10 protein-coding genes are annotated in these 13,297 nt (G+C 71.0%); 4 read left to right on the top strand and 6 right to left on the bottom strand.

Annotation, left to right across the window (positions count from 1 at the left end; all coding sequences use genetic code 11):
* Positions 1-133 precede the first annotated feature (133 nt).
* Both ACFFRH_RS23195 and ACFFRH_RS23190 read left to right on the top strand, forming a co-directional pair.
* Positions 134-2,935: a glycoside hydrolase family 9 protein gene (locus tag ACFFRH_RS23195; protein WP_386159497.1), complete on the top strand. Its 2,802-nt coding sequence runs from the start codon at positions 134-136 to the stop codon at positions 2,933-2,935.
* 265 nt (positions 2,936-3,200) lie between these two features.
* On the top strand, positions 3,201-4,760 hold the full coding sequence (locus ACFFRH_RS23190) for a cellulase family glycosylhydrolase (RefSeq protein ID WP_344746912.1): 1,560 nt from the start codon (positions 3,201-3,203) through the stop codon (positions 4,758-4,760).
* 202 nt (positions 4,761-4,962) lie between these two features.
* Here the strand turns inward: ACFFRH_RS23190 and ACFFRH_RS23185 are convergent, their stop codons facing one another.
* The 3 genes from ACFFRH_RS23185 to ACFFRH_RS23175 all read right to left on the bottom strand — a co-directional run bounded on the left by ACFFRH_RS23185 (position 4,963) and on the right by ACFFRH_RS23175 (position 7,586).
* On the bottom strand, positions 4,963-5,289 hold the full coding sequence (locus tag ACFFRH_RS23185; RefSeq protein WP_344746913.1) for a hypothetical protein: 327 nt from the start codon (positions 5,287-5,289) through the stop codon (positions 4,963-4,965).
* 397 nt (positions 5,290-5,686) lie between these two features.
* Positions 5,687-6,370: an SGNH/GDSL hydrolase family protein gene (locus ACFFRH_RS23180; protein WP_344746914.1), complete on the bottom strand. Its 684-nt coding sequence runs from the start codon at positions 6,368-6,370 to the stop codon at positions 5,687-5,689.
* 187 nt (positions 6,371-6,557) lie between these two features.
* Complete coding sequence (locus ACFFRH_RS23175; protein ID WP_344746916.1) at positions 6,558-7,586, bottom strand: neutral zinc metallopeptidase; 1,029 nt, start codon at positions 7,584-7,586, stop codon at positions 6,558-6,560.
* Positions 7,587-7,867: 281 nt separating this feature from the next.
* Between ACFFRH_RS23175 and ACFFRH_RS23170 the strand changes: the two genes are divergently transcribed.
* Positions 7,868-9,577 carry a DUF2207 domain-containing protein gene (locus ACFFRH_RS23170; RefSeq protein ID WP_344746917.1) on the top strand — a complete coding sequence of 570 codons (1,710 nt, stop codon included), beginning with the start codon at positions 7,868-7,870 and terminating at the stop codon, positions 9,575-9,577.
* Between the two features lie 96 nt (positions 9,578-9,673).
* On the opposite strand, the gene ACFFRH_RS23165 is transcribed toward ACFFRH_RS23170, so the two are convergent.
* Positions 9,674-10,615, bottom strand: a complete 942-nt coding sequence (locus ACFFRH_RS23165) for an asparaginase (RefSeq protein WP_344746918.1) — start codon at positions 10,613-10,615, stop codon at positions 9,674-9,676.
* A 57-nt stretch (positions 10,616-10,672) separates the two neighbouring features.
* Between ACFFRH_RS23165 and dtd the strand changes: the two genes are divergently transcribed.
* Positions 10,673-11,098 (top strand): D-aminoacyl-tRNA deacylase, encoded by a 426-nt coding sequence (gene dtd, locus ACFFRH_RS23160; RefSeq protein ID WP_344746920.1) that lies wholly within the window; start codon positions 10,673-10,675, stop codon positions 11,096-11,098.
* Between the two features lie 186 nt (positions 11,099-11,284).
* On the opposite strand, the gene ygfZ is transcribed toward dtd, so the two are convergent.
* Both ygfZ and ACFFRH_RS23150 read right to left on the bottom strand, forming a co-directional pair.
* Positions 11,285-12,268, bottom strand: a complete 984-nt coding sequence (ygfZ, locus tag ACFFRH_RS23155) for a CAF17-like 4Fe-4S cluster assembly/insertion protein YgfZ (RefSeq protein WP_344746921.1) — start codon at positions 12,266-12,268, stop codon at positions 11,285-11,287.
* A 131-nt stretch (positions 12,269-12,399) separates the two neighbouring features.
* Positions 12,400-12,813, bottom strand: coding sequence for a Fur family transcriptional regulator (locus ACFFRH_RS23150; protein ID WP_344746922.1), 414 nt, complete (start codon positions 12,811-12,813; stop codon positions 12,400-12,402).
* Between the last annotated feature and the right edge of the window lie 484 nt (positions 12,814-13,297).

Here is a 13,297-nt window from a genome sequence, read left to right as displayed (position 1 = left end):
TGAGCCCGACCTGAACCGGGCCCGAGCCCGACCTGACCGGGCCCTGGCCCGACCCCCCTGAGACCTCGGGGCGTGACGGTACCCCTGACCTGCCGTCACGCCCCGAGCACCATCTCCGAGAGGCGCACCCCCCATGAGAAGAACCCTGGCGGCGCTCGCGCTGCTGGCGTTGACGGCCGTGCCGGTGACGGTGTCCGCCACCGGCGCCCAGGCCGCGGCGCCCGCCTTCGCGTACGGCGAGGCGCTGCAGAAGTCCATCTGGTTCTACGAGGCCCAGCAGTCGGGGACGCTGCCGAGCTGGAACCGCGTCGGCTGGCGCGGCCCCTCCGGGCTCACCGACGGCCAGGACGCCGGGCTCGACCTGACCGGCGGCTGGTACGACGCGGGCGACCACGTCAAGTTCGGCCTGCCGATGGCGGCGAGCGCGACGATGCTGGCCTGGGGCGCGGTGGAGTACCGCGACGCGTACGCCTCCTCCGGGCAGCTCACCCACCTGCTGAACAACCTCAAGTTCGTCAACGACTACTTCATCAAGGCCCACCCGTCGGCGAACGTGCTGTACGGGCAGGTCGGCAACGGCGGCAAGGACCACGCCTGGTGGGGCCCGGCCGAGGCGATGCAGATGGAGCGGCCCGCGTACAAGATCGACGCCTCCTGCGGCGGGTCGGACCTGGCCGGGGAGACGGCGGCGGCGATGGCCGCCTCGTCGATCGTCTTTCGCCCGACAAATCCGACTTATGCTGACACGCTGGTGACGCACGCCAAGCAGCTCTACACCTTCGCCGACACCGTGCGGAAGAAGTACAGCGACTGCATCACCGACGCGTCGGGCTACTACCAGTCGTGGAGCGGCTACAACGACGAGCTGGTCTGGGGCGCGATCTGGCTGCACCGGGCCACCCAGGACGCCTCCTACCTGGCCAAGGCCGAGTCGTACTACGACAACCTCGGCACCGAGCCGCAGTCCACCACCAAGTCCTACAAGTGGACGATCGCCTGGGACGACAAGTCCTACGGCGCCTACGTGCTGCTGAACAAGCTGACCGGCAAGCAGAAGTACCTCGACGACGCCAACCGCTGGCTCGACTTCTGGACGGTCGGGGTGAACGGGCAGCGGATCAGGTACTCGCCCGGCGGCCAGGCCGTGCTCGACCGGTGGGGATCGCTGCGCTACGCGGCCAACACCTCGTTCGTGGCGCTGGTCCACTCGGACTCGATCACCGACGCGACGCGTAAGGCGAGATATCACGACTTCGCGGTCAGGCAGATCAACTACGCGCTCGGCGACAACCCGCGCAACTCCTCGTACATGATCGGGTTCGGCGCGAACCCGCCGAGGAACCCGCACCACCGCACCGCGCACGGCTCGTGGACCGACCAGATGACCAACCCGGTCGAGACCCGCCACACCCTGTACGGCGCCCTCGTCGGCGGCCCGCCCGACCCCGACGACAAGTACACGGACAAGCGCGACGACTACGTGATGAACGAGGTCGCCACCGACTACAACGCGGGCTTCACCAGCGCCCTCGCCCGCCTCTACCGCGAGTACGGCGGAGCCCCCGCCGCGAACTTCCCCGTGGCGGAGACCCCCGACGGCCCGGAGATCTTCGTGGAGGCCGGGGTGAACGCCTCCGGCTCGGCGTTCACCGAGATCAAGGCCATCGTGCGGAACCAGTCGGCCTGGCCGGCCCGCCCGCTCGCCAACGGCTCGTTCCGGTACTACTTCACCCTCGACGGCAGCACGACCGCGAGCCAGGTCTCCGTGACGTCCGCCTACAACCAGTGCAAGGCCCCGACCGGACCGACCCTGCTGTCCGGGAAGACCTACTACGTCACCATCGACTGCTCCAACACCTCGATCACCCCGGCGGGGCAGTCGCAGCACCGTCGCGAGGTGCAGTTCCGCATCGCCAGCACCGGGACGTGGGACCCGTCCAACGACTGGTCGTACACCGGCATCGCCACCACGCCGGGGGCGACCCCGGTGCGGGCGCAGAACATGACGGTCTACGCCGGCACGACGAAGGTGTGGGGCAACCCGCCTGGTGACGAGCCGGCGGACACCGTGGCGCCGTCGCGGCCGGGCAAGCCCGCCGTCTCCGCGATCACCGCCACCGGCGCCACCCTGACCTGGACTGCCTCGACCGACAACGTCGGCGTCAGCGGCTACGACGTCTACCAGGGGACGACCAAGGTCGCCACCGCCACCGGCACCTCCCACACCCTCACCGGACTCACCCCCGCGACGGCGTACACCGTCTCCGTGGTGGCCAAGGACGCGGCGGGCAACTCCTCCACCGCCTCCGAGAGCACCACGTTCACCACCACGACGGCACCTGAGGAGGACACCGTGGCGCCGTCGCGGCCGGGCAAGCCCGCCGTCTCCGCGATCACCGCCACCGGCGCCACCCTGACCTGGACTGCCTCGACCGACAACGTCGGCGTCAGCGGCTACGACGTCTACCAGGGGACGACCAAGGTCGCCACCGCCACCGGCACCTCCCACACCCTCACCGGACTCACCCCCGCGACGGCGTACACCGTCTCCGTGGTGGCCAAGGACGCGGCGGGCAACTCCTCCACCGCCTCCGAGAGCACCACGTTCACCACCACGACGGCACCGGTGGGCGGCTGCACGGCCACGTACACGGTCGGCAGCAGCTGGCAGGGCGCCTTCCAGGGCGAGGTCACCGTCAAGAACGCGGGCACCTCGACGATCACCGGCTGGACGGTGACCTGGCGCTTCCCCAACGGCCAGACGATCAGCCAGCTCTGGAGCGGCACGCACACCCAGACGGGAGCGGACGTGTCGGTCAAGAACCTGTCCTGGAACGGCACACTCGCCCCGAACGCCTCGACGTCCTTCGGCTTCACCGCGAGCCAGAACGGCACCAACGGCGTCCCCACCCCGGTGAACTGCACCACCGGCTGACCCCTGGCTCCGCCGGCCCGCGCCACGGGCCGGCGGAGCACTCCGGCCGCTCACCCCGGCGACCCGACACCCCTCACCCGGCCGGTCCGCACCACGGACCGGCGCCCCCTCACCCGCCGGTCCGCGCCACGAACCGGCACCTCGTTCCACATTGTCCAGGCGTCCGCTCCTCCCCCGGATCCTTCGGATCCCCGGACGCCTCCCTCCCCCGGCCGGGCGCGACGACCCCTCCGCCCGGCCGGGCACTCCCCAACCGAGGTAGGTCATGCGCATCAGACTGGCGCTGCTCGCGGCGCTCCTTCTCCCGTTCATCGTCTCCATACCGCCCGCCCACGCCGCCGTCGGTCTTCGCGTGAGCGGTACGCGGATTCTCGAAGCGAACGGCAACGCGTTCGTCATGCGGGGCACCAGCCACGCGCACACCTGGTACGCGACCCAGACCCGCTCGTTCGCGGACATCAAGTCGCTGGGCGCGAACACCGTCAGGGTGGTGCTCAGCGGCGGCCGGTGGACCGCCAACGGCGCGGCCGACGTGGCGAACGTCGTCTCGCTCTGCAAGCAGAACAAGCTCATCTGTGTCCTGGAAAATCATGACACCACCGGGTACGGCGAGCAGAGCGGCGCCTACACCCTCGACCAGGCCGTGGACTACTGGATCAGCGTCAAGAACGCGATCGTCGGCCAGGAGGACTACGTCGTCCTCAACATCGGCAACGAGCCCTTCGGCAACAACGCGACCACCCCCGGCTGGACCCAGGCCACCTCGGCCGCGATCACCCGGCTGCGGAGCAACGGGTTCCAGCACCTGATCATGGTGGACGCCCCCAACTGGGGCCAGGACTGGGGCTTCACCATGCGCGACAACGCGGCCACGGTCGCCGCCGCCGACCCACAGCGCAACACGGTCTTCTCCGTCCACATGTACGGGGTGTTCGACACGGCCGCCGAGGTCACCTCCTACATGCAGGCGTTCCAGACCGCGGGACTGCCGCTGGTGATCGGCGAGTTCGGCTTCAACCACTCCGACGGCAACCCCGACGAGGACACGATCATGGCCCAGGCGCAGGCCAGGGGGATCGGCTACCTCGGCTGGTCGTGGAGCGGCAACGGCGGTGGCGTCGAGTATCTCGACCAGGTGACCAACTTCAACGTCGCGAGCCTCACCACCTGGGGACAGCGCCTGTTCAACGGGGCGAACGGCATCGCGCAGACCTCCGTCGAGGCCACGATCTACGGCGGCACCGGCACCCCGGACACCGAGGCGCCGACCCGCCCCGGCACCCCCGCCGCCTCGGACATCACCTCGACCGGCGCCCGGCTGTCCTGGACCGCCTCCACCGACAACCGCGCGGTCACCGGCTACGACGTCTTCCGGGGAACCACCAAGCTCGGTTCGTCCGCGACCAACTCGATCACCCTGACCGGCCTCACCGCGCAGACCGCCTACACCGTCACCGTCGTCGCCCGCGACGCCGCCGGGAACACCTCGGCCGCCTCCGCGGCGACGACCTTCACGACCACCTCGACCCCGCCGAGCGGTTGCGCCACGACGTACCAGATGACCAACCACTGGCAGGGCGGTTTCCAGGGCGAGGTCACCGTCCGCTGCACCGCGGCCGTGACCACCTGGAGAACGGTCCTCACCTATCCCTCGGGCGTGAACATCAGCCAGTCGTGGAGCTCGACCCTCTCCGCCGCCCCTCCGGTCTTCACCTTCACCAACGCCGCCTGGAACGGATCCGTCCCCGCCGGGGGATCCGTCACCTTCGGCTTCATCGGCACCTGGTCGGGCACCGGCACCCCGCCCGCCCCCACCGTCTCCTAGCCGTACGCCGATCCGTTTCCCGGCCGTACGCCGGTGACCTCTCGCCGCCCCGCGCCGCGGCTCCCGGCCGTACGCCGGGCGGCGGGACCGCCGTCACCGGCGGTCCCGCCGCGGCCCCGTGACCGACTCGCACCGGTCACGGGGCTCTCCCGCGCCGCGCCCGGATCAGGTCGCGGGCGTGGTCCGGCGATCGGGAGATCCATCAGTCGTCGTCGAACCCGAAGCCGCCGCTGCGGTTCCTGTTCGACAGGAAATTGTTGTTGTTGTTGTGGTTGTTGATCCGCACCCTGACGTGGCTGCGGCCGCCGTGGTGCCGCCCCCAGCCACCCCAGCCGCCGCCGCAACCGCCGCCGCAGCCGCAGCCGCGGCGGCAGCCACCGCCGCCCCATGTCGGGAAGGCGGCGGCGGTGACCGCGGTGGTCGTCGCGGCGGCGCTCGCGACGGTGGTCGCCGCGCCCATGCTGACAACCCCGCCGGTCAGCGCCACGCTGAAGGCGAGCCCTGCGATAACACTCTTGAACTTGGGCATTGCTTTTCCCCTCGAAAGGTTCAATTACCCCGATTCCCGACATTTCTGGATCGGTCGGAAATCATTAGTGATGGATAGATGTAACCCATCCCCGCTTGTCATACTTTCCTGCCGTCTCTGCCTATAAACGATAATTCAATCCTTTTACAGTACGATTGTCGGCTTATGTGAGTTATTGAAGCCCTGCGGGTCACTTTGTAGTGAAATGTCCCTTATGTGCTATCGAGAGGCCCGGTCCGCGAAGATCGCGCCGACGAACGAGCCCGGGGAGTCCGGGCCGGCGACCGGCCTCCGCGGTCGGCCCCGGTGGCGCCGGCCGGTGCCGTGGCGAGAGCGACGCCCGCCCGGTCCCCGGTTTCCCTGACACCGCTCACTCCGGCCGACCGGTCCGGCGACCTCAGGAAGGGCGCGCCTCGACGCCGTGCTTCCGCAGCGCGGAGACCATCCAGCGCGAGAGGCGTACGTGGCCGGTGAGGGTGGGGTGGACGCCGTCGGGCAGGACCGCCCCGCGCCCCCAGCCCCGGCCGTGCGGGCCGAGGGCCTCGAACGGGTCGAGGAAGGGCACCTCCTGCCGGTCGGCGGCGAGCAGGACGGCCTCCCGCACGTCGTAGGCCCACCGGGGAGCCCTGGTCATCCAGATCGGGCCGACGATCACGATCCTGGTGTGCGGCCACCGCCGCCTGACCAGCTCCAGCAGGTGGACGGCCGCGTTCTCGATCCTCGCGGCCCCGATCCGGCGGTCGTTGCGCCCGCCGGAGATGATCAGCATGTTGGGCTCGGGGCGCCAGGAGAGCTCCTTGAGGAAGGAGTCCTGGAAGGTCCGCCCCACCCGGCCGGGGTTGACGAAGCCCGTCCCCGCGGCGCCCGCGGTGATCAGCTGCCAGCCCAGCTCCCGCGCGACCCTCGCCGCGTAGCCGTCCCACGCCCGTACCGGACCCGATCCGACCGTGAAGCTGTCACCGACGATCATGACGAGCGGGGCCGGGAGCGGCGAGGCGGGCGGGAGCGCCGTACCGGCGGCCAGCGGCCTGGTCGCGCCACCGCCAAGGCTGCATCCCGAAACAAGACAGGAAACCGCCACAAGGAACGCGACCGCGGGCGTCCACGGTCGTCTACGTACGGGCGCGCGCATGCCACCTCGGGAAACGTCGGGCTCCCGACATGATTGCAGATGTCCACCGGCGATCGCGGCGACTCCGCCTCATGAACACGATCGGACCCGCGGTTCCGTCCCGGCCCTCCCGTATCAGGGCCGGGGCGGGCGTGGATCAGCTGACGTCGGAGGGGCCGACGGACCAGGTGTTGCAGTAGGCGATCCTGGCGTACTTCCAGCCCTGGTGGAGCCAGGCGGCGTAGTGGTCACCGCTGCCGTGGTCGCGCCGGGGGTTGCCGTTCTGGTCGTCGCCGCGCCCGAACTCCGTCCGCAGGACCTCCTGCCAGCGGGCGGCGGTGACCCCCAGCGGGACCCGTACGGTGCGGACGAAGGCCCCCGAGAGGCACTGCGCCTGAAGCTCGTGACGGCGGGAGTGGGAGTCCTGGGCGGCACGGGACTTGTTGGAGACCTCCCACCACCAGGCTCCGCCGATACCGGCCATGTTCTGCACGTGGTGCGCGTACTCGTGGGCGAGCACGGTCAGGTAGGGCACGTGGTTCCTGGCGGGGTCGACGTCGCCGCTCTGCTCGATCACATGGCTCAGGCCGATGTACATGCCCCGGTTGGACGGGCAGTAGTAGGCGGAGGCGTTGGCGTCGGGGTAGGTGCCGCAGGGCCCGCGCCCCGGGCGGGACCAGTAGACCTTGCGCGCCGGGAGGAAGACCGCCCCGGCTTGGGAGAACTTCGCCGACCACGCCCGTTCCAGGCAGTCGGTGACGGCGTTGAGGTAGGACAGCATGTCGCGGGGCTGGGTCGAGGGCCGCGGGGCGCGGCACGAGGTGGGACGCATCAGGCCCGTGCCGTACAGCGGGTTGCGCTTGAGCCGGGCCGCGGTGTCCGAGCGCCGCATGTAGCGGAGGTCGACGGCCATGTTCCGCCCGGCGGCGACCGGCGCGATCGCGACGTCGCCCAGCGAGCCGAGGTTCAGCTTCTCCGGCGGGGTGAAGTCCGGCGTGGTGATCTCGGTGTCGCCCGTCTGCTGGGGAACCGCGCTCCTCGTCGCCACCGGAGCCGTCCCGGGACCGGCGGGAACCTCCGCCTCCTCCTCCCCGGCCAGGCCCGCGATCACCACGACCACGGCGAACGCCGTGGCGAGAACCCCGAGCACACCGAAGGCCAGCGGGTTCGACCCCCGTGGGCGCATGCGACCGCCTCTCCAAAGAGTGGATCTCCGGGCGGCAATCTAGCGGATATAACCACATATGCGTTTATGAGCGGGGAAAAATGGATACAGGGTCGGCCGTCACGAACCGGTGGATCTCGCTAAGCTCCCGACACATGGCGGCATCTTTCTCGCACCGAGCGGCTTCCTCGCGCCGACCGACCTCCTCACTCCGAACGGTTTTCGCGCGCGGGTCTTTGGCGCGCGGGTCGGCTTTCTCGCGCAGGTCGGCCCTCTCCCGCCGAGCAGCCGGGAGCCTGGCCGTGACGGCCCTCCTCGCGCTGGCACTCAGCGCGTCCCCGGCTCTCGCGTCCCCGGCTCTCGCGTCCCCGGCGTCGGCTTCCTCGGTGCCGGCTTCCTCGGTGTCGGCGAGCGGTCCGGGCGCTGAGTCCCTCCAGGCCGGGCGGGACACCCGGCTCGCGCAGGCCGGCAAGGTGACGAGCACGACGGTCCAGATGGAGCTCCGGCAGGACGGGGTGCTCCACGTCAAGGAGGAGGTCGTCTTCGAGGGTGACGCGCCGTCGCGCGGCCTCGTCGACCGGACCCGCTACGACGACGGCAGCGACCGCCTCTACCGGGTCACCGGACTCAAGGGCGACGCCACGCTGACCGGCGGGACCATCACCCTGAAGGGCACCGGAAGCGCCACCCTGGAGTACGACGTCCAGGGCGCCGTCACGCCGCTGGCCGACGCCCAGGAGCTGCGGTGGTACGCGGTGGGCGCCTGGTCCGTCCCGGTCGAGCAGGCCAAGGTCAGCGTGAGCGGACCGGCCACGATGCAGAACCTGTCGTGCTTCGCCGGCCCCCTGAGCTCGGCGATCGCCTGCACCGAGGCCTCCATGGACCACACGGGCGTCACCGCCGAGTTCGGGCAGCAGGACCTCGGCGCCGACGAGGTGCTCACCGTGGTCGTCGGCTACCCCACCGGCGCGACCAAGGGCGCGCCGATCCTGGAGCGCCGCTTCGAGCTGTCCAACGCCTTCACCCTGAACGCCGTCACCGGCGGCGCGCTGGCCGCCCTGCTGCTCCTGTTGCTCGGCGGCCTCGCCCTCCTGTACTGGACCCGGGGCCGCGACGCCCGCGTGGTCGGCCACGAGTCGGGCTCGTTCAGCGGTGTCGAGAACGGCCACTTCGCCCCGCCGGACGGCGTCCGCCCCGGCCAGATCGGCACCCTCATGGACGAGCAGGCCGACGTGATCGACGTGACCGCCACGATCGTCGACCTGGCCGTCCGGGGCTACCTCAGGATCGACGAGCAGCCCCGGCAGACGTACGAGACGCCCGACTGGAGGCTGGTCCGGATGCCCGCCGCACAGGTCGCCTCGCTGATGCCCTACGAGCGGGAGCTCCACGACGCCATCTTCGACGGGCGTGACGCGGTGCTGCTGTCGGAGCTCCAGGGATCGTTCGGCGCCAAGCTGGGCAAGGTCCGCGAGGCGCTCTACCGCGACGTGGTCACGCAGGGCTGGTTCGCCCGCCGCCCCGACACCGTCCGCACCCGCTGGACGACCATCGGCGTGGTCCTCACCGGCCTCGGCGTCCTCGCCACCGTCGCGCTGGCCTGGTTCACCACGTACGGGGTGCTCGGCCTGGCTCTGATCATCGCCGGTGCCGCCCTCGCCGTGGGCGGCCAGTACATGCCCGCGAAGACCGCGAAGGGCGCGGGCGCCCTCGCCCACACCCTGGGCTTCAGGGAGTATCTGGCCGGCGCCGACATCGGCGGGGACGTCCCGGTGGCCCAGCGGGTGGAGCTGTTCTCCCGCTACCTGCCCTACGCCGTGATCTTCGACAGCGTCGACCGCTGGGCCCGCGTGGTCTCCTCGGTCACCGGCAACGGCCAGCAGGCCGACCACCTGTACTGGTATCACGGCCCGGCCGAGTGGGACCTGTCCAGGTTCGCCGACTCGATGCGGACCTTCACCATGACCACCTCGGGGGCGATCTCCACCACCCGCCAGTTCCGCTCGCTGTAGGAACCGCGCGGGGACCGCCGTACGCGGATCCGCGACGGCCGGCCCGGCTGACCGTACGCGGATCCACGGCGGTCGCCGTACGCGGATCCGCATCGGCTACCGCACGCGGATCTCGCCCACCGGGCGCCCCCCGCCGAGCAGGACCCCGGCGGCGAGCTCGTCGAGCCCGGGGGCCTCGAAGCCGAGGGCGGTCAGGGCCGCGACGGTGACCGGGACCCGGGCGCGCTGGCCACCGTCCTCGATCTTGACGGTTCCCGAGCGCCCGTCGGTGAAGACGAAGGCGTCGAACGCCTCGGCCCCGGACTTGACCAGCAATCCGGGGACCGCACGCATCAGCCGGGCCTCGGGGCGGGTGGTGCCCGACGTCCACTCGGGGTGGGCGCGGAAGGCGTCGGCGACGCGGCGCTCCGGGGTGTCCTCGCCGGCCCGGACGAGGGCGCGGAACGCCCGCGTCACGCCCAGCATCGAGACGAAGAACAGCGGGGCGCCGCAACCGTCCACCCCGCCGGCGGCGACGCGCTCGCCGGTCAGCTCCTCGGCCGTGGCGCGCACGGCCCGCTGCAGCGGATGCGCCGGATCGAGGTAGGTCTCCAGCGGCCAGCCGTTGACCACGCAGGTGGCGAGCATCGCCGCGTGCTTGCCCGAGCAGTTCATGTAGACCCTGGCCCGGCTCCCTCCGGAACGCAGCACCTCGTCGCGGGAGGCGACGTCCTCCGGCAGGTCCTCCGGGCAGCCGAGCGCGCCCTCGTCCAGACCGGCCCCGGCCAGGATCCTCCGTACCCCGTCCACGTGGAACGGCTCCCCCGCGTGACTCGCGCACGCCAGCGCGAGCAGCTCCCCCGCAAGGGGGAGACCGGCGCGGACCATGGCGAGCGCCTGCAGGGGCTTCATGGACGAGCGCGGCGAGACCAGCGCGTCGACCTCCCCGTGGACTCTCACCAGCGACCCGTCGGCGGCCACCGCGAGCATCCGCGCCCGATGGGTGGACTCCACGAACCCCGAGCGGACAACCTCGACGCACAATGACTCAGCAGACACCTTTGTCTCCTTTCGCCCGAAGTCTAGAGATGCCCGGGAGCACGGGATGATGGGGGCATGCGTGCGGTCGTACAGCGGGTGAGTTCCGCGTCGGTGGTGGTGGACGGCGTGACGGTCGGGGCGATCGACGAGCCGGGGCTGCTGGTCCTGGTCGGCGTGACCCACACCGACACGCGCGCCGAGGCGGCCAGGCTCGCCGCCAAGCTCTGGGGCCTGCGGATCCTCTCCGGCGAGAAGTCCTGCTCCGACATCGGCGCGCCCCTGCTGGTGGTCAGCCAGTTCACCCTGTACGGCGACACCCGCAAGGGACGACGTCCCACCTGGCAGGCCGCCGCGCCGGGCCCGGTCGCCGAACCGCTGGTGGAGGCGGTCTGCGCCGAGCTTCGCGGGCTGGGCGCCCGGGTGGAGACGGGGGTGTTCGGTGCCGACATGAAGGTCGGCCTGACCAACGACGGCCCGATCACCCTGGTTCTGGACATCTGACCCGCGATCCCGGACACCTGAACCACGATCCTGGGCACCTCGACCACGGCTCTGGGCATCTGAACCGCGTCCGGGGTCGTACGCGCCCCGGCGGGGAACCTGGGCACGGCGTCCGGGCAGGCTGGAGCGGCCCGCCCGGGACACGTCGTCGACGGCCGCCGGGTGGCGGGTACCGGCCGCCGGCTTTCAGCGGATGCGGCGGCGCAGGCTCGGGTCGATCTGGACGTTGCGCCCGGCGTCCGGCGGCACGATGACCTCCTGGGACGCGGCCACCCCCCCGGCCTCCAGCGTGGCGTCCACCGGTACGGTCCGCTTGACCACGGCCAGCGCGATCGGGCCCAGCTCGTGGTGGCGCGCCGAGCTGCCGACGAAACCGACCTCCGCGCCGTCGAGGGTCACCGGGGTGCCGTGCTTGGGCAGGGTGTCGACGCTGCCGTCCAGGTGCAGGAAGACCAGGCGGCGGGGCGGGTGGCCCAGGTTGTGCACGCGGGCCACGGTCTCCTGGCCCTTGTAGCAGCCCTTGTTGAGGTGGAGGGCCGAACCGATCCAGCCCACCTCGTGCGGGATCGTCTTGTGGTCGGTCTCGAAGCCCAGGCGGGGCCGGTGCTCCTCGATCCGCAGCGCCTCGTACGCCCAGAGCCCGGCGAGCCCCAGCCCGAGCCGCCCGGCCAGCAGGTCACGCGGGAGCAGGATGTCCCGGCCGACGGCGACGGCGCCCTCGGGCAGGCCGGGGTGCGCCTCCCCCGCCACGGAGACCACGGCGTAACGATCCGTGACGTCGGCGACCTCGACCCTCAGCATGAACCGCATCTTGTCGAGGAACGCGGTCACCTCCGCGCCGGTGCCCGGCTCGACGTGGGCCCACACCGCCTCGCCGTCGTCGACGAGGACGAGGTGGTGCTCCACCCTGCCCTGGGCGTCCAGCAGCAGCGTCTCGGTGGGCCGACCGGGTTTCAGGTCGTCGAGTTTCTGCGAGCTGAGGCTGTTGAGCCAGCTCAGACGGTCGGGTCCGGAGATCCGGACGACCTCGCGGTTGCTCCGGTCGACCATCGCCTCTCCGGCGAGCAGCGCGCGCTGCTCGGCGAACGGGTCGCCGTAGTGTCCGGCGACGTCGGCGTCGGGCGTCTCGGCCGCGACCGCGCCGGGGGTGTCCAGCAGAGGGCTTCGCATGCACACAGCCTACGAGGCCCTGCCAAGGAGGGCGGCAGTGGCTCTTCCCCTCTTCCTTCCCCGGCCGGGTCCCGGGCCGTACGGTACCCCGGCCGCGGCGCGGCGTACCCCGGCAGTGGTCTTCGGCCCCTTCAGCGGCACTTGCGGCAGCGGCCGAAGACCGTCAGATGGTGCACGTCGGTGAGGAACCCGAGCTTCTGGTCGAGGTTGGCGACGAAGTTCTCCACCAGGTCGGGGCTGACCTCGCTGATCTCCCCGCAGCCACGGCAGACCAGGTGCACATGATCGGCCTCGGCCGTCAGGTGGTAGGTGGGGGCGCCGTGCCCGAGATGGGAGTGGGTGACCATGCCGAGCTCCTCGAGGAGCTCAAGGGTCCGGTAGACGGTCGATATGTTCACCCCGCGCGCGGTCTCCCGCACCCGGGCGCAGATCTCCTCTGGAGTGGCGTGCTCGCAGGCCTTGACCGCCTCAAGCACCAGCTGGCGTTGCGGAGTGACCCGGTAACCGCGCGCCCGCAGTTCCTCATGCCACGACGTCTCGGTCATATACAGAGTCTATGAGCACCGGGGCTCTCCTCGTCGTCCTACGGTCCGAGAGACCAAAGGACGGGGTCCGGCGTCAAGAGCAGATCTACGCCGCCGGAACACGAGAAGCACGACCGCCACCATCGCGAACCGCATGCGGGGCCGAGGCCGGTGCTCTCCGCCGGCTCCTCGTCGAACCGCGTCGGGGCTGGTCAGGAGGCTGCCCCTGGCTGACCGCGGTGGACGGGAAAATTCATTTGCCCTGGAGGCGCGGAATTTCATAACGTACAGGCACGCCGAAAGGAGGTGGTCCGAACGATGGTTGATCATAGTTGGGCTAGCGAGGTGGCTGTCCGCTAGGACGCCGCGACCGGACTCTGTCCGGGCGTCTGGCGACGTTCGGCGAATCCACGACAATCACCGGAACCCCGGGCCGCCGGAGGCGGGCGATCCCGCCTGTAGTCCACCGGCCCCCCTGCCGAGCAGGGGGAAGTGGCCCGGGGTT

The organism is Streptosporangium vulgare (assembly GCF_042428775.1).
Classification (GTDB): Bacteria; Actinomycetota; Actinomycetes; order Streptosporangiales; family Streptosporangiaceae; genus Streptosporangium; species Streptosporangium vulgare.
Note: the sequence above shows the minus strand (reverse complement) of the source record. Positions and strands in the feature narration are given on the sequence as shown.

Bases quoted from the DNA above. Each gene is read 5' to 3' on its own strand.
- ACFFRH_RS23195 (WP_386159497.1), top strand. From the start codon at position 134: ATGAGAAGAACCCTGGCGGCGCTCGCGCTGCTGGCGTTGACGGCCGTG.
- ACFFRH_RS23190 (WP_344746912.1), top strand. From the start codon at position 3,201: ATGCGCATCAGACTGGCGCTGCTCGCGGCGCTCCTTCTCCCGTTCATC.
- ACFFRH_RS23185 (WP_344746913.1), bottom strand. From the start codon at position 5,289: ATGCCCAAGTTCAAGAGTGTTATCGCAGGGCTCGCCTTCAGCGTGGCG.
- ACFFRH_RS23175 (WP_344746916.1), bottom strand. From the start codon at position 7,586: ATGCGCCCACGGGGGTCGAACCCGCTGGCCTTCGGTGTGCTCGGGGTT.
- dtd (WP_344746920.1), top strand. From the start codon at position 10,673: ATGCGTGCGGTCGTACAGCGGGTGAGTTCCGCGTCGGTGGTGGTGGAC.
- ygfZ (WP_344746921.1), bottom strand. From the start codon at position 12,268: ATGCGAAGCCCTCTGCTGGACACCCCCGGCGCGGTCGCGGCCGAGACG.
- ACFFRH_RS23150 (WP_344746922.1), bottom strand. From the start codon at position 12,813: ATGACCGAGACGTCGTGGCATGAGGAACTGCGGGCGCGCGGTTACCGG.